This window comes from Streptomyces sp. NPDC002623 (assembly GCF_053592635.1).
Genome location: NZ_JBSFWB010000005.1, coordinates 131,577 through 148,571 on the forward strand (window position 1 = coordinate 131,577; position 16,995 = coordinate 148,571).

General features: G+C 73.0%; 6 protein-coding genes and 1 pseudogene. 2 read left to right on the plus strand and 5 right to left on the minus strand.

What is annotated here, in order from left to right; translation table 11 throughout:
• Nucleotides 1-2 precede the first annotated feature (2 nt).
• Entirely contained in the window at nucleotides 3-1,775 is a 1,773-nt protein-coding gene (locus ACWD4O_RS11120; protein ID WP_451279500.1) for an acyl-CoA dehydrogenase family protein, read from the plus strand.
• Nucleotides 1,776-2,188: 413 nt separating this feature from the next.
• Here ACWD4O_RS11120 and ACWD4O_RS11125 read toward each other — a convergent pair whose 3' ends face one another.
• Nucleotides 2,189-2,770: an Rv1733c family protein gene (locus ACWD4O_RS11125; RefSeq protein WP_451279501.1), complete on the minus strand. Its 582-nt coding sequence runs from the start codon at nucleotides 2,768-2,770 to the stop codon at nucleotides 2,189-2,191.
• A 211-nt stretch (nucleotides 2,771-2,981) separates the two neighbouring features.
• On the opposite strand from ACWD4O_RS11125, the gene ACWD4O_RS11130 reads away from it, so the two are divergent.
• A complete protein-coding gene (locus ACWD4O_RS11130) occupies nucleotides 2,982-4,133 on the plus strand; it encodes a WD40/YVTN/BNR-like repeat-containing protein (protein ID WP_451279502.1) in 1,152 nt (383 codons plus the stop codon).
• 111 nt (nucleotides 4,134-4,244) lie between these two features.
• Here the strand turns inward: ACWD4O_RS11130 and ACWD4O_RS11135 are convergent.
• The 4 genes and pseudogenes from ACWD4O_RS11135 to ACWD4O_RS11150 all read right to left on the minus strand — a co-directional run.
• Nucleotides 4,245-6,890, minus strand: a pseudogene (locus ACWD4O_RS11135) (amino acid adenylation domain-containing protein); the annotation flags it as partial.
• A gap of 34 nt (nucleotides 6,891-6,924) precedes the next feature.
• Complete coding sequence (locus tag ACWD4O_RS11140; RefSeq protein ID WP_451279503.1) at nucleotides 6,925-7,518, minus strand: hypothetical protein; 594 nt, start codon at nucleotides 7,516-7,518, stop codon at nucleotides 6,925-6,927.
• A 144-nt stretch (nucleotides 7,519-7,662) separates the two neighbouring features.
• Nucleotides 7,663-12,366, minus strand: a complete 4,704-nt coding sequence (locus ACWD4O_RS11145; RefSeq protein WP_451279504.1) for an SDR family NAD(P)-dependent oxidoreductase — start codon at nucleotides 12,364-12,366, stop codon at nucleotides 7,663-7,665.
• Entirely contained in the window at nucleotides 12,363-16,952 is a 4,590-nt protein-coding gene (locus ACWD4O_RS11150) for an SDR family oxidoreductase (protein ID WP_451279505.1), read from the minus strand. Before ACWD4O_RS11150 ends, ACWD4O_RS11145 begins: the two co-directional genes overlap by 4 nt.
• Nucleotides 16,953-16,995 lie beyond the last annotated feature (43 nt).

Here is a 16,995-nt window from a genome sequence, read left to right on the forward strand (position 1 = left end):
GCATGGTCTACACACTCGCGCAGTCCCAGACAGAGCCGTCGCAGACACAGGCGTCGGAGACAGAGCCGTCGCAGACACAGGCGTCGGAGACAGAGCCGTCGGAGACCCAGTGGCCGCAGGCAGAGCCGTCGCGGGGACAGGCGTCGTACGTCACTCACGACGTCTTGAATCAGCCGCCGCCGCTGGCTCCGTACGACGCCGCCGAGGACGCCGCCCTGCTGGAGGGGCTGCGCCGGGAGGGGGCCGGGTGGGCGGAACCGGACGTCCGCCGGATCGGACTGCTGGCCGGCGGCGTCGAGGCGCAGGAGTGGGCCGACCTGGCCAACCGGCACGAGCCGGTGCTGCGCACGCACGATCGCTACGGGCACCGGGTCGACGAGGTCGACTTCCATCCGAGCTGGCACGAGCTGATGCGGGTGGCGGTCGCCGAGGGGCAGGCCGGAGCGCCCTGGGCCGACGACCGGCCCGGCGCCCATGTGGCGCGCACGGCGGGCGGTCTCGCGTGGGGGCACACGGAGGCCGGGCACGGCTGTCCCACGTCGATGACCTACGCGGCCGTCCCCGCCCTGCGTCGTCAGCCGGAGCTCGCCGCCGTCTACGAGCCGCTGCTGACGAGCCGGGCGTACGAACCCGGGCTGCGGACGCCGACGGAGAAGCGCGGTCTGCTCGCCGGCATGGGCATGACCGAGAAGCAGGGCGGCTCCGACGTCCGGACGAACACGACGACGGCCGCGCCCACCGCGGAGCCCGGCGTGTACACCCTGCGCGGGCACAAGTGGTTCACCTCGGCGCCCATGTGCGACGTCTTCCTGGTCCTGGCGCAGGCTCCGGGCGGGCTGTCCTGCTTCCTCGTGCCGCGCGTGCTGCCCGACGGCACCCGCAACACGTTCCGCATCCAGCGGCTCAAGGACAAGCTGGGCAACCGCTCCAACGCGTCCTCCGAGCCCGAGTTCGACGGGACCGTGGCCTGGCTGGTCGGGCCCGAGGGACACGGTGTGAAGACCATCATCGAGATGGTCAACTGCACCCGCCTGGACTGCGTGACGATGTCGGCGACGCTGATGCGCAAGACGCTCGTCGAGGCGGGTCATCACGTGCGGCACCGCAGCGCCTTCGGGGCCCGGCTGCTCGACCAGCCGCTGATGCGCAACGTCCTGGCCGACCTGGCGCTGGAGTCGGAGGCCGCCACCACCCTCACGCTGCGGCTGGCCGGGGCGGCCGACCGGGCGGTGCGCGGGGACGCCGGCGAGCAGGCCTTCCGGCGGATCGCGACCGCCGTCGGCAAGTACTGGGTGACGAAGCGGGGTCCGGCCTTCACCGCGGAGGCCCTGGAGTGCCTGGGCGGCAACGGCTACGTGGAGGACTCCGGGATGCCCCGGCACTACCGCGAAGCCCCGCTGCTGTCGATCTGGGAGGGCTCGGGCAACGTCAACGCCCTCGACGTGCTGCGGGCGTTGAGCCGCGAGCCGGCCACCGCGGACGCCCTCTTCGGCGAACTCGCCCTGGCGCAGGGGGCGGACGCCCGCCTCGACACGGCCGTCGTACGGCTGAAGGCCCGGCTGGGCGAGGCGACACCGGCCAGCGCACGCCGTCTGGTGGAGCAGATGGCCCTCGTCCTCCAGGCCTCCCTCCTGGTCCGGCACGCCCCGCCGGCCGTGGCCGACGCCTTCTGCGCGACCCGGCTGGCCGGCGACTGGGGCCACGCCTTCGGCACGCTCCCGGAGGGCGCCGATCTCGACGCGATCCTGGACCGGAGCCTTCCCGCCGCGAACTGAACCCTGCCGCCGCGGAGACTTCTCCGGCGCAGAGTCGGGGCGCGGAAGCCGAGAAGCCGGTACCGAGGGCTCCGTCCGGCCGCCGACCGGGGATCCGGATGCGAGAGCACGCCGCACGGCAGACACGGCCGACACGGCGGTCGCGCGGTTCCTCGGCGGACCGCCGCGCGCTCGGTGCCAGAGGATCGCTCAGGGACCGCGCCTCGCCGCGCCGGGCCGACTCGCGGCCTGCGCACGCGCGCGTGCATTCCGGCCGACCTGGTGCCGACGGCTCTCGGTCCGCTCGGGAAGTGGTCCCCGCTCCGGCCCTGCCGCCCCCGGACGCCCAGGTCCGGCGGGCGCGTCAGCCGGGCGCGCCGCTCATCGAGCCGCTGCGCCCACTGCGTGCCTCCGGCGACGACGACGCCGCCGGGTCAGCCCGTCGGGCGGCCCCACAGGGCGGCGAAGCGGGCCCAGTCGGTGTCCCACTGGTCGACGCGTCGGCGCTCCAGGCGGCCCCGCAGGACGCGGCCGCCCGCGAGCGGCAGGGCGGCCGCGCCGACGCCTGCCAGGCCGCCGACGAGGGACGCGCGCAGTCTGGCCTGGGCCGCGGTGGCCGGCTGGGTGACCAGGCGGCCCTGCCGGTCCGTCCAGACCGTGATCGGGGTGCCGGCGGCACTGCCGGGACCGACCCGGACCTGGCCGGTGTGCCCGGAGCCGTCCGGCCCGGTCCAGCCGACCTTCGCCCACACCTGATCGCCACTGGAGGAACCGGTCGCCGAGGCCTTGCCCGGGGCCTGCTCGGTCAATCGCCCCACCAGGGGCCGCCACTCGACGCGTTCACGCGCCAGACCGCTCTCGACGGAGCCCGCGGTCGCCAACCCCGCCAGCACCCCGGCAAGGACGGTCAGCGCCCACACGCCGAGCACGACCCAGGACTCCACCGTGTCGGCGCGACGCTTGAGCGGATTGCGCCGCCAGCGCCACAGCCACACCTTCGGACCACGGAACGCCATCGAAGGCTTCCTCCTCATGAACACATGAACATCCCGGCCGCCCTCCCATACGCGGCGGGCGGGCCCGATGCTCAGCGATCGCACGTCCCGACGCTCCCACGTGCCCCGGCGACCGCGCAGGCGTCCCGGCGAAAGTGGCCGATCTACGGCGGTCGCAGCCCACCGTGACCGCTGTGACCTGCGGCGACGGTGTTTCCAGAGGTGACTGTCAGTGGCGGGGTGCAGACTGGCCGGTGTCCGGGACAAAGACGTCGAAGACGCAGCGGAGGTGATCGGCATGACCGAGGTACTGCTCGCCGTGGGCACGCGCAAGGGCCTGTTCATCGGGCGCCGGCGAGATGGCGCATGGGAGTTCGACGAAAGCCCCTACTTCAACGCTCAGGCGATCTACTCGGTCGCCGTCGACACCCGTGGCGACCGCCCGCGGCTGCTGGCCGGCGGCGACAGCGCGCACTGGGGCCCGTCGGTGTTCCACTCCGACGACCTCGGCCGGACCTGGACCGAACCGGCCAGACAGGCCGTCAGGTTCCCGCAGGACACGGAGGCCTCGCTGGAGCGGGTCTGGCAGCTGCACCCGTCGACCGCCGAGCCGGACGTGGTGTACGCGGGCACGGAACCGGCCGCGCTGTACCGCTCGGAGGACCGCGGTGAGAGCTTCGAGCTGGTCCGCCCGCTGTGGGAGCACCCCACCCGCTCCCAGTGGGTGCCGGGCGGCGGCGGGGAGGGCCTGCACACCGTCCTCACCGACGAGCGTGACCCGAAGTCCGTGACCGTGGCCGTGTCGACCGCGGGCGTCTTCCGCACGACCGACGGCGGCGCGAGCTGGGCGCCCTCCAACTCCGGCGTCTCCGCGGTGTTCCTGCCGGATCCGAACCCGGAGTTCGGCCAGTGCGTGCACAAGGTCGCGCGGGACGCGGCGAACCCGGACCGCCTCTACCTCCAGAACCACTGGGGCGTCTACCGGAGCGACGACGCGGGCGGGCGGTGGACCGACATCGGCGCGGGCCTGCCCTCCACGTTCGGCTTCGCCGTCGCCACGCACCCGAGCCGCGGGGACACGGCCTACGTGTTCCCGATCAACGCCGACGCGGACCGGGTCCCCGCCGACCGCCGCTGCCGGGTCTTCCGTACCGCGGACGCGGGGAGCAGCTGGGAGCCGCTCACCGCCGGGCTGCCGCAGGAGGACCACTACGGCACGGTCCTGCGGGACGCGCTCCGCACGGACGACGCGGATCCGGCCGGGGTGTACTTCGGCAACCGCAACGGCGAGGTGTTCGCCTCCGCCGACGACGGCGACAGCTGGCGGCAGCTGGCCGCGCATCTGCCGGACGTGCTGTGCGTACGGGCGGCGGTGGTCGGATGACGCGAAGGGGACCGACAAGTTCGCCCGATTCGGCGGGATCGGCGGGATCGGCGGGATCGGCGGGATCGGCGGGATCGGCGGGATCGGCGGGATCGGCGGGATCATGGAACGTCAGTCCAGCGCGTCGAGTCCTTCCCGGTCCGCCAGCAGTCGGGCCAGTCCGGCCACGGTCGGCGCCTCGAAGAGGGACCGGATGCTCAGGTCGGCGCCGAAGACGGAGCGGATCCGCTCGGTCAGCCGGATGCCCAGCAGGGAATGCCCGCCCAGGCGGAAGAAGTCGTCGTCGATCCCGATCCCGGGGAGGTCGAGCACCTCGGCGAACAGGGCGCGCAGCAGTTCCTCCTGCGGGTTGCGCGGAGCGGCGCCGGAGCCGGCGGTGCGCGGGAGCGGGTCCGGAAGCGCTGTGCGGTCGAGCTTGCCGTTGGGTGTCAGCGGGAACGCGTCGAGCAGCGTGAACGACGACGGGATCATGTGCTCGGGAAGGTGCCGGGCCGCGTCGCGGCGGACCTCTTCGACGAAGAGGTCCGGGTCGGACGGGAGTGCCTGCCCGGAGCGCGGCTCGGCCTCGGGCGGGGCCGGGGCGTCCGTCGCGTGGCCGGGGCGGACGGCGTACATCGTGACCAGTCCCGTGCCCGTGAGCAGGGGCGCCGTTTCGACCTCGACGCTGTAGCCGAAGGCCAGGAGCCGGTCCTTGATGCGGGCCACCCGGTCGCCCACGTCATGGGCCTCGATCGCCAGCTGGCGGATGAGGGGCCAGTGCGTGTCGTCGATGCCGTCGAGGACCTCGAGTTCGCTTTTCTCCGCGTCGATCTTCAGCAGGTCGATGCGGTCCACTCCGGTCTCGCGGATGACGTCGGAGAGGGGCCGCAGCTCACAGACGACCTCCTCGTGCCTCAGCCGTTCGGTGAGCAGCGCGTCGAGGTCGGCCTCGGCCGCGGGGTCGTCGACGCCCGTCGCGGAGAACGAGAGGTCGTTGCGTACGTACGCCTCCACGACGCCGCGTTCCTGTGCCGTGTCACCGAACCGCCCGGACATGATGGAGAGACCGGGGTAGTAGGTGAACGTCGCCGTGCCCTCCTTCTCACCGAGCGCGCACGGGAACAGCCTGACGTCGGTGCCATGGATGCGGGTGTTGAGCTGCAGCAGGCGGAACAGGGCGGGGATGGGCTCAAACGCGTGGATGACCGCGTCCGGGCGGGACCGGGCGACCGCGAGCGTGAACAGCCCGATGTGCGCGCCGACGTCGAACACGCACGCCCCGTCCGGCAGGGTGATGCCGTGGCGCAGATACTCGCGGCCTTCGTATATCTCCTGGTAGACGAAGTCCGTTTCGGTGTGATTGGCCGATGCGACGACCATGCCGTTGGGCAGTGCGTAGCGCTCGTCGGGGCTCAGCAGGCCTTGTCGTTCGAGGCGGCACACCTGGAGCAGGGCACCCGCCTCACGGGCGTCCGGGACGAGGTAGCAGGCGAGTTGCGCGCCGCCCGTCTCGTCCGGCCGGGCCACGACCGCGGCGGCCGCCACTCCGGGCCGCCTCGCCAGTACGGCCTCCACCTCACCGAGCTCGATGCGCATGCCCCGTACCTTGACCTGGTGGTCCGTTCGGCCGGCGTAGTCGAGGGCGCCGTCCGGGCGCAGCCGGGCCAGGTCACCGGTGCGGTACATACGGCTGCCGGGCGGCCCCTGCGGGTCGGGGAGGAACCGGTCCGCGGTGAGGTCCGGCCGGTCGACGTATCCACGTGCCAGCTGGACGCCGGTGATGTAGAGCTCGCCGGTGACGCCGGGATCCACCGGCCGCAGATCGGCGTCGAGGACGTGCAGCCCGGTGTTCCACACGGGCCGCCCGATCGGGACGGGCCCCGGCGGTTCGTCCGCCCGGCACTGCCAGTGGGAGACGTCGACGGCGGCCTCGGTGGGGCCGTAGAGGTTGTGCAGTTCGGCGCCGCCGAGGACGGGGAAGAAGCGGTCGCGCAGATCGCCGGAGAGGGCTTCTCCGCTGGCGAAGACCCGGCGCAGCCCGGTGCACGCGGCCGCCGTGGGTTCGTCGAGGAACAGTCTGAGCATCGAAGGGACGAAGTGGACGGTGGTCACCCGCCGGGACCGGATGAGTTCGGCGAGGTGGCGCGGGTCCCGATGTCCGCCGGGCTCGGCCAGGACGAGGCCGGCCCCGACGCTCAGCGGCCAGAAGAACTCCCATACCGACACGTCGAAGTCGGCCGGGGTCTTCTGCAGCACCCGGTCGTCGGCGGCGAGCGGGTACCGGGCCTGCATCCAGTTCAGCCTGTTGACGATCGCGCGGTGGGGTACGGCGACGCCCTTCGGTCGTCCGGTCGACCCCGACGTGTAGATCACGTACGCGATGGTGAGCGGGTGCGGCGGCGGGGGCAGCGGGGTGTCCTGGGTGCCCTCCCGCGCCAACAGGTCCCGGATGTCGTCTGCGGTCAGCACGGTCAGGGGCCGCGCGTCCTCGATCATGAGCGCGACCCGTTCGGCCGGGTGCCCCGGGTCGACCGGCAGATAGGCCGCCCCCGTCTTGTGCACCGCGTACAGGGCCACGACGAGTTCCACGGAACGCGGCACGCTCACCGCGACGACGGTCTCCGGCCCGGCGCCGCGGGCCGCCAGGGCACGGGCCAGCCGCTCGGCCCGGGCGTCCAGTTCGGCGTAGGTCAGTACGGTGCCGTCGGCGACGAGGGCGACCGCCTCGGGCGTTCTGGCCACCTGCGCGGAGAACAGCTCGGGCAGGGTACTCGGCGGATTGCGCAAGCTGTCCCCCATGATGTCGTTCCCCTTACCGCCCGGCGGGCCGCTGCGCGCGCCCGAGGGCGGCGCGCGGCGACCGCACCGGCAGGTCGTAACGTCGCCGGATGCTGGTGCCGAGCGCGCCGATGTCGGCCCCGTACACGTGCAGCGACACGGTGAGACCGTCGGTCGCGCTGCGGACCTCGTGGATGTCCCCGGGCGGGGCGAGGAAGGCGACGGTTCCGACGGGGTTGACGGTGATGTCGACGGGGACGAGGTGCGGTGAGCCGTCCTCCTCGACGCGGCGGTAGCGGATCTCCTCCTCGGCTCCCCGGTAGGTGCCGATCACGCACCAGGAGACGTGGTCGTGGATCGGGGTGCGCTGGCCCGGCAGCCACACCAGCGCGACGACGGAGAACGTGCTGTCCGGCTCGATGTGCAGCACGTGCTGCTGGTAGCGGGCCGGATCGGCGGTCAACTGGTCGTCGGTCAGCAGGTCGTCGTGGTGCAGATGGCCGGCGACGACGTCCGCGACCCGTCGGCCGGTCTGCTCGGGCCGGCCGGGGGCCGGGGCGTGCAGCGCGTCGCGGATCTCGCTGACAAGGTCGTTCAGTCGCGTTCCCCGGGAGGAGGGGGCGAGCATCTGGAGTCCTTTCGTGCGGCGCTCGGCGCTCCTTCTGGAAGCACCGGACGCCACCGGCCGCTGCCACCGGTCGGTGGGTGGTGGCGTTCTCTTCTGGGGGTGTGCGCCGGCCCGTGCGTGGTGCGGCCGGGGTCGGTCTCGGGCTCAGGTCCGGCGGGCGCGGGCCCTGGCCATCCGGTTCTGCTGGTGCTGCCGACGCGCGTTGGCCCGGCTCTTGACCTGTTCGATCGCATGTCCGGCCGCCTCGGCCTGTTCGGCGTCGGCGCCGTCGACCAGCCGTGCCAGCCCGGCGACGGTGAGCACCTCGTACAGCTGCGCCACCGTGAGCGCGGCGCCCAGGGACTTGTTGACGGTCGACACGAGCTGGATGGCGATCAGGGAGCTGCCGCCGAGGTCGAAGAAGCTGTCGTGCACGCCGACCTGGTCGATGCCGAGCATGTCCTGCCACGCCTTGCACAGCTGTCGCTGGGTCTCCCCGTCGGGCGCGGCGTAGGCGCTGGGGATCTCCGGGCGCGGATGGAGGGTCTGCGGTGTGCCGAGCCCGGCCAGCCGTTCGTCGCCGTCGGCGTCCGCGCCCAGCGTGAAGGCCCGCTCGATCAGGGCCTCGACGTCCACGGGCGAGACGATCAGCTGCGGTTCGGGGGATGAGGCGAGGACTCGTTCCAGCACTTCCAGGGCCTGCGCCGACGCCATGCCGCGTTCCGCGACGTCCTTGCTGCGGACCTCCGCCAGCGCGTCCGGGAGGTCCGTCGTGACGGCCATGCCGGCGTCCTTCCACGGCCCCCAGTCGACGGTGAGCACCCGGCGTTCGGCCGCGTGGGCATGGGCGAACGCGTCGAGGAAGCTGTTGGCCGCCACGTAGTCGGCCAGGCCGAAGTCGCCCACGTGGGCGGCGTTGGAGCCGAAGAGGAACAGGAAGTCGAGCTGCTGCGCGGCCAGTGCGTGGTCGAGGTGGAGCGTCCCGAGCACCTTCGGGCCCATGACCCGGGCGGCGTCCTCGGGTGTGCGGAGCTGGAGCAGGCCACCGCCGGCCAGGCCCGCGGCGTGGAAGACGCCGTGGACGCTTCCCCACCGGGCCACTGCGGCAGCGACCGCGGCCTCGACCTGGTCCCGTTCGCAGACGTCGGCGGTGAGGAGCAGTACCTCGGCGCCCCGCTGCCGGATGCGGCGCACTTGCTCGATGACTTCGGCGACCCTGCCGCCGCCGGGCCGGGCGAGTCGGCGGTCCCACTCCTCCTCCGGCGGGACGGGGGTGCGGGCGAGCAGGGCCAGTCTGCGGCCCGGGCGGGCCAGATGCTCCGCCAGGGCGAGTCCGAGCCCGCCGGTTCCGCCGGTGATCAGGTAGACGCCGTCGTCGCGCAGGGCGGACGGTGTGCGGTCCGCGGGTGGGAGCGGCGCCGGGACATAGGTCTGGGACCAGCGGTGCGCTCCCCGGTAGGCGACGCAGGGGTGCGCGGGCGGCACGGAGAACTCGCGGACCAGTTGGTCGACGGTGCGCTCGATCCGCTCGCCGTCGAGCACGATGTCGACGGTGCGGCAGCCGAGCCCGAAGTGTTCGCGCGGGATGACTCGGGCCGGGCCGAGCAGGGTGGACTTGAGCGGCATGAGCCGCTCGGTGCCGATGACCTGGTGCAGCCCGTTGCTGATCACCCAGATGTGGCAGTCCGGGTGGTCGGGGTGGCCGTTGAGCGCCTGGGCCAGGAGCAGCAGCTCGTCGAAGGCGCGGCGGGCGACGGCGAATCGGGCGGTGGCGTCGGCACCGCCCGATTCGGCGGTGGCGTCGGTGATGTCGGTGACATCGGTGACGTTCCAGCAGTGCGCGATACGGGTGGGCAGGCGGTCCTGCTCGTTCAGTGCGCGCAACAGCCGTGTGTAGTGGTCCCCGTCGACGGGGTCGATCGTGAAGCGACCGGCTTCCTGGGACCAGTGGTCTCCCGCGGCGACCGTGGTCACCTGGGCTCCGTCCCGGCGCAGTCGGGCTGTCAACCGCTCGGCCAGTCCCTGCCGGTCCTCGAAGACGAGCCAGTGCCGGTCGGTCCAGGCGGCAGGGGCCTGGGGCAGCACAGTGCGTTCCCAGGACGGGGCCTGGATCCAGTCCGTGACCTCGCCACGCCGGGTCGCCGGGGCGCTCGTGGCCGGCTCGGCCCGCCGGTCCAGCCAGTACCGCCGCCGCTGGAACGGGTAGGTGGGCAGGGCGACCCGACGGCGCGGCCCACCCTGGTGCGGGTGGCCGTGGAAGGCGGCCCAGTCGGGTTCGACGCCGGCGAGCCACAGCTGTCCGAGGGCGCGCTGCGCGGCCTCCACCGGGCGTCTCCTGTCCTGCCGGTGCGGCAGTGAGGAGGTGACCAGGCGGGGGGCTCCGCCCGTGACGATGCGCCGGGCGAGGCTGGTGAGGGTCTGGCCGGGGCCGATCTCCAGGAACACGAGGTCGGGTTCCGCCGCCAGGGTGCGCACGGCGGCGTCGAACTCGACCGGGGCCAGTACGTGCCGGCCCCAGTACGCCGGGTCCTGCGCCTCCTCGTCCGTGATCCAGGTGCCCGTCACGTTGGACACGAACCTGGTGCGCGGCGCCTGCCTCGGCACGGCCGCGACGGCGGCGACGAACCGTTCCACCATGGGCCGCATCATCGGCGAGTGGAAGGCGTGCGAGGTGCTCACCGGCCGGCTCGCGACACCCCGTTCCGCGAGCAGCCCGGCGAACGCCGTCATCGCGGCGTGGTCCCCGGAGACGACGCAGTCCTTGGGGCCGTTGTGGGCGGCCAGGGAGATCGCGGCGGGCAGCAGGGACTCGACCGTCGTGCGGTCGGCGACGACGCTGAGCATCGCTCCGGTCGGCTGCTCCTGCATCAGCTCTCCGCGCAGCGCCACCAGTCGGAGGGCGTCCTGCGGGGTGAAGACTCCCGCGAGGCAGGCCGCGACGAGCTCGCCGAGACTGTGTCCGAGCAGGGCGGCGGGTTCGACGCCCCAGGATTCCCAGAGCCGTGCCAGGGCGAATTCGAGTACGAAGAGAGCCGGTTGGGCGAGCGCGGTCCGGCTGAGTTCGGCCGAGGCGGCCGAGGCGGCCTCGGCGTCCACCGCGTCCACCACGTCCACCGCGTCCACCGCGTCGAGCAGGAGCTCCGGGAGGCCGGCGTCGGTACCGCCGCAGGCCAGTTCCTTCAGGCAGAGGTCGACGGCGTCGCGGAAGACCGGCTCGTGCGTGTAGAGCTCCCTGGCCATGCCGGGGTACTGGCCGCCCTGCCCGCTGAGGAGGAACGCGACTCGCGGAACCGTCCCGCCGCACTCACCGGTCGTCACCCGTGTCGCGTCCCGCGCCTCCAGAGCGGCGGCGACGGACGGGGCGTCGGGTCCGGTGACGGTCCGGCGCACCGGGAACCGATGTCTGCCCGCGGCCGCGGTGTACGCGACGTCGGCAAGCCGTGCCTGCCCTCGGCGCAGCTGCCCGGCCATCGCGTCGCTGAGCTCGTCCAGCGCCGCCTGGTCGCGCGCGGACAGCACCAGGAGGTGCGAGGCGCGCCCGGGTTCGTCTTCCTGCCCGGCGTCGGGCCGGCCCTCGGGAGGTCCTTCCTGGAGGACGACATGGGCGTTGGTGCCACCGAAGCCGAAGGCGCTGACACCGGCCAGCCGGGGTGTCTCGGAGCGCGGCCACGGGGTGGTGTCCCGCTGGACGGCGAAGGGTCCGGCGGCGAAGTCGATGTCCGGGTTGGGGGATTCGAAGTGCAGGGTGCCCGGCAGCGTCTCGTGCCACAGGGACAGGACCGTCTTGATCAGTCCCGCGATACCCGCGGCCGCGTCCAGGTGGCCGAAGTTCGACTTGAGCGATCCGAGGGCGACCGTCGCGGCCGGCACGCCCGCGTAGGCCCGGGTCAGGGCGCGGATCTCGATCGGGTCGCCGAGCGAGGTGCCGGTGCCGTGCGCCTCGACGTAGCCGATGGCGCCCGGGTCCGTGCCGGCGTCGCGCAGTGCGTCGGTGATCACCCGTGCCTGCCCGGCCACGGTCGGCGCGGTGAAGCCGACCTTGACCGCTCCGTCGTTGTTGACCGCCGAGCCCTTGACGACGGCGTAGACGGTGTCGCCGTCGGCGAGGGCGTCGTCGAGGCGCTTGAGCGCCACCGCGCCCGCGCCGCTGCCGAACAGGGTGCCGGCGGCACGGGCGTCGAAGGGGCGGCAGTGTCCGTCCGGGGAGACGAACGACCCCTCCTGGTGGAGGTAGCCCCGCTCCTGTTCCAGGTTGAGGAAGACCCCGCCGGAGAGCGCCATGTCGCACTCCCGCTCGCGCAGCGAGCGGCAGGCCAGGTGCACGGCGACCAGCGAGGTGGAGCACGCGGTGCGCAGCGAGACGCTGGGGCCGCGCAGGTCGAGCTTGTAGGAGACCCGGGTGGACAGGAAGCCCAGCTCGTTGCCGAGCAGGATCTGCGTGCCGCCGCTGGTCTCGACGATCTCGGGGTGGGAGTAGACATGGGCCAGGTAGCCGTTGCTGCCGGCCCCGGCGAACACGCCGATGTCTCCGCCCACCCGGGCCGGGTCGTACCCGGAGTGTTCCAGCGCCTGCCACGCCGTCTCCAGGAAGACCCGGTGCTGCGGGTCCATGATCTCCGCCTCGCGGGCCGTGTAGCCGAAGAACTCGGCGTCGAACGTGTCGATGCCGGACAGACAGGCGCCGGCGCGTACGAAGTTCGGCCGGTCGACGTGGTCCGGTGGGGCGCCTGCGGCGAGGAGTTGTTCGTCGGTGAAGAAGGAGACGCTCTCCACACCGTCCCGTATGTTCGCCCAGAACTCGTCGAGGTCTCGGGCGCCGGGGAAGCGTCCCGCCATGCCGACGATCGCGATGTCCCGGTCCCGGCTCATGCGAGGTCACCGATCAGGCCGGCCAGCGAGCGGATGGTGGGGCCCTCGTAGACCACGGTCAGCGGGACCGCGATGCCGAGGCCGCTGCGCAGTCTGTGCACCACCTGCAGGCCGAGCAACGAGCTGCCTCCGAGTTCGAAGAAGTTGTCCTGCACCCCCACCGCCTGGATCCCGAGCAGTTCCTCCCAGATGGCGGCGAGTCGACGTTCCAGGTCGGTCGCCGGAGCCACGTAGGGATTGCGCAGGCTGGGGCGGGCGTGGCGCTGTTCCACGACGGCGATGTCCTGGACGGGGGCGGACCACTGCCGGACCCGCTCGTCCAGGTCGGTCGTGGAGACGATGACCTGGGGGCGGCACCTCGCGCCGAGCAGGCGCTCGAAGACCGTGCGCCCCTCGTCCGGGCTCATCGCGACCTGGTGGACGGCGGCGCCGATGCCGGCCTGCACGGTGTCGTCGGCGTCGGCGCCGGGGAAGTGCCAGGCCTCCCAGTTCAGCGACGTCCACCGGATCCGGTCGGGCGACGGCTCCTGCCGGGCGAAGGAGTCGAGGAACGCGTTGGCGGCGGCGTACGCGGTGAACCCGAGTCCGCCGAGCAGGGCCGCGACGGAGGAGCAGAGCACCGCGAAATCGAGGGGCTGTCCCGCGAGCGCCCGGTCGAGTACGTGCACGCCGTGCAGCTTGGGCCCGAAGTGGCGGGAGCAGTCGGCGTCGGTCAGCTCGGCGAGCACCTGGTGGGCGGCGGGGCCGGTGGTGCCGGCGGCGTGGACGACTCCGTTGACGGGACCGCATTCCTGTACGGCCTTGTCCACCGCGGCGGCGACCGCGTCGGGATCCTCCACGTCGGTGGCGGAGATCACCACCGTGGCGCCCATGGCCTCCAGTTCGCGGACGGCCGCGATGGTCGCGGTGGTGGCGGCGTCGTGCTCGCCGTCCCAACCGCCGCGGTCGGGCAGTCCCGTACGTCCCATCAGGATCAGCTGCGCGCCGGGGGCGCCGGCGGCGATGCTCCGGGCGAGGACCAGCCCGATCTTGCCCAGGCCGCCGGTGATCAGATAGACGCCGCCGGGCCGCAGCCCGGTCCCGGCGTCCGCCGTGAGCGGCGCCGGCACGAGGACCTGCCGCCAGCGCGAGGTGCTGCGCAGGGCGACGACTCCGCTGCCGGTCTCCCCCGCGAGTTCCGCGAGCACCCGGTCGGCGAGGCCGGTCCGGCCGCCGGTCCCGCCGGCCGGGACGGGCACGTCGATCTGGGTGCAGCGCAGCGAGGGGTACTCCTGCGGGGCAACCTTGCAGACACCCTGGACGGTGGCCTTGACGGGGCTGATCGGCTCGTCGCCGAGTACCGCGTACGTCTCGCTGGACACCACGGTCCAGTGCTGCTCGCCCATCATCAGCTCGGGCTCGCTCGCACGGGCCCACCGCACGAGGCTGTGGAAGCCGCGTCGCAGGATGTCCTCGGCCGCGGCACGGTCGCCCGTCTCGGGGGCCGGGTCCACGGCCCAGCAGTGCACGACCCGGTCGGGGAAGGATTCCCCGGCGCGCAGGCTTTCGGCCAGTCTCCCGTAGTGGTCGGGTTCCGCGGGATCCATGACGACGTGGCCGGATCCGTCGTCCTGCCAGGTCGGTCCCGCGGTGACGGTCACCACGGGGGCGCCCAGCGCGGACAGCCGGGCGGCGATGTCGGCGCCGAGGCCGCCGTCGTCGGCGAACACCAGCCAGCGGTGATCGGCCGCCGCGAGGGTGTCCTCCACGGGTCCGATCCGCTGCCAGGAGGTGTCGTAGAACCAGTCGTCCAGCCGGGCCCGTTCCTCGGCCGCGGCCGTGCTCCGGTCGCGCCGGTCGGCGTCGAGCCAGTAGCGGGAGCGGGCGAACGGGTAGGGGGGCAGGGGCACCCGGTGGCGTGCGGCGTGCGTGTGCAGGCCCTCCCACTCGGGAGTGACTCCGGCGAGCCACAGCCGGCCGAGGGCCCTGAGCGCGGTCGCCCGGTCGGACTCCGCGGTGAACGCGTCGGGGAGCGACGGTACGACGACCCGGTCGGCGACCTCCGCGCTCGCCGGATGCTGCATCGCCGCCGAGGTCAGCGCCCGGCCGGGGCCCACCTCGACGAGGACGACGTCGTCCACGCCCCACAGGGTGCGCATGCCGTCGGCGAAGCGGACCGGGAGCCGTACGTGCCGGGCCCAGTAGTCGGGGTCCGTCGCCTCCTGTTCGGTGATCCAGGTGCCGCTGACATTGGAGACGAAGGGGATGGCGGGCGGGTTCAGCCGCACCTGGCGCACGGCCTCGGCGTACGGCGCGACCACCTGGTCCATCATCGGGGAGTGGAACGCGAAGCGGGTGTTGAGCCGTCGTGAGACCACCCCGGCCGCCTCCAGAGCGGCGCTCACCCGGTCGATCGCCTCGGGCGGGCCGGCCAGCACGCAGGTGCGCGGGTCGTTGAGGGCGGCCACGGACACCTCGTCGGTGAGGTGTCGCCCGACCTCCTCCTCGGTGAGGGGCACGGCCACCATGGCGCCCTCGCCGCAGTCGGAGATCAGCCGGGCGCGTTCCACGACCAGCCGCAGGGCGTCCTGGAGGGAGAAGACGCCGGCGACGCACGCGGCCACGTACTCGCCGAGACTGTGGCCGATCATCGCCTCGGGGACGACTCCCCAGGAGCGCCACAGTCGCACCAGCGCGTACTCGACGGCGAAGACGGCCGGGTAGCCGAGCGCGGGTCGGTCCAGCGGGTGGTCGCTGATCCGGGGGCCCATCAGCATGCGCCGGAGGTCCGGTTTCCCGTCGCCCTCGGTGCGGCGCGCGGCGGTCCGGTCGAGGACGACCTCGCGGATGTCCCGGCCGAGCAGCGGGTCGAGGATCAGGGCGCACTCGTCGAGCGCCTCGCGGAAAGCGGGTTCGGTCGCGTAGAGGCGTTCCGCCATCATCGGGTACTGCTCGCCGAAGCCGCTGAACATGAAGGCGACCGGGCGGTGTCCGTCTCCGGCCGGGCCGGCGCTGAGGAGGCGCCCGTCGTCGCGGACGTCGAGGGCGTCAAGGGCGTCCGCCGGGTCGGACGCGACGAGCACCCGGCGGTGGTTGAAGGACCTGCGGCCCAGCTGGAGGGTGAACGCCAGGTCGTCGAGGGGTGTGTCCGGGTGTTCGCGCAGATGGTCGGCGAGCCGGTCGGACATGGCGTCGAGCGCGGTGTCGCTGCGGGCCGAGAGCACGATGAGCTGCTCCTGGCCCGAGTGGCCCGAGGGGCCTGAGAGCCCCGGCGCGGGACGGTCCGGGGCCTGTTCCAGCACGACGTGCGCGTTGGTGCCGCCCAGGCCGAACGAGCTCACTCCGGCGCGGCGCGGGCCGTCGGCGACGGGCCAGGGGACGAGCTCGGTGTTGACGAAGAACGGACTGTCGTCCAGGGCGATGCGCGGGTTGGGCTGCTTGAAGTGCAGGGTGGGCGGGATCTGCCCGTGCTCGACGGCGCTGACGGCCTTGATGAGTCCCGCGATGCCGGAGGCCGCGTCGAGGTGGCCGATGTTGGTCTTCACGGCTCCGAGTGCGCAGAAGTTGCGCCGGCCGGCGCCCGTTCCGAACGCCGCCGTGAGCGCGGCGAACTCGATCGGGTCGCCGAGGATCGTGGCGGTGCCGTGCGTCTCGACGTATCCGACGGTCTCGGGTTCCACGTCGGCGTTGGCCAGGGCGGTGGTGATGACCGATGCCTGGGAGTCGGCGCTGGGGGCGGTGAAACCGACGCGCCGGTCACCGTCGTTGTTGAGGGCGGCGCCCTTGATGACGGCGTGGATGTGGTCCCCGTCGGCGATCGCGTCGCCGAGCCGTTTCAGCACGACCATGCCGACGCCGTTGCCGCCGACGGTTCCCCGGGCGTCCGCGTCGAAGGAACGGCAGTGGCCGTCCGGCGAGAAGATGCCGTCCTCGGCGTACAGATAGCCCTTGTGCTTCGACTCGTCGACGGCGACACCGCCGGCGAGCGCCATGTCGCACTGGAAGGAGAGGAGCGCCTGGCAGGCCAGGACGACGGAGACCAGTGAGGTCGAGCAGGCCGACTGGACGTTGACGCTGGGGCCTTCGAGGCCGAGCTTGTACGACACCCGCGAGGCGAGGAAGTCACCGCTGTTGCCGATCATGACCTGGCTGCCGCCCAGCATGTCGGCGGCCCGGCGGTTCGCCGCCACGTTGAACAGCAGGTAGGTGTTGGTGCCGGCGCCGGCGTAGACGCCGATCAGCCCGTCGTAGCGGGCCGGGTCGTGGCCGGCCTTCTCCAGCGCGCCCCAGGCGCATTCGAGGAGCACCCGGTGCTGGGGGTCCATCAGTTCGGCTTCGCGTGGCGAGTAGCCGAAGAACTCCGCGTCGAAGCTGTCGATGTCCGCCAGCTCGTTGGTCGCGGGCACGTACAGCGGGTCGCGGGCCAGCGCCGGGTCGACCCCGCGCCGCAGGAGCTCTTCCTCGGACAGGAAGGTGACCGAGCACTTCCCGTCACGTATGTTGCGCCAGTAGGCGTCGACGTCCGCAGCCCCCGGGAACCGGCCTTCCATGCCGATCACCGCGATGTCCAGGCTGTCCGTGTAGTCGTCGAGCTGTTGGTCTGTCATCGGTCTCCCGTCCCCGCAGCGAGCATGTGTCTCTCGGCCGTCC

What these genes read in the sequence shown, in the direction of transcription:
- ACWD4O_RS11120 (WP_451279500.1), top strand. Translation starts at nt 3, where the DNA reads ATGGTCTACACACTCGCGCAGTCCCAGACAGAGCCGTCGCAGACACAG.
- ACWD4O_RS11125 (WP_451279501.1), bottom strand. Translation starts at nt 2,770, where the DNA reads ATGGCGTTCCGTGGTCCGAAGGTGTGGCTGTGGCGCTGGCGGCGCAAT.
- ACWD4O_RS11140 (WP_451279503.1), bottom strand. Translation starts at nt 7,518, where the DNA reads ATGCTCGCCCCCTCCTCCCGGGGAACGCGACTGAACGACCTTGTCAGC.
- ACWD4O_RS11145 (WP_451279504.1), bottom strand. Translation starts at nt 12,366, where the DNA reads ATGAGCCGGGACCGGGACATCGCGATCGTCGGCATGGCGGGACGCTTC.
- ACWD4O_RS11150 (WP_451279505.1), bottom strand. Translation starts at nt 16,952, where the DNA reads ATGACAGACCAACAGCTCGACGACTACACGGACAGCCTGGACATCGCG.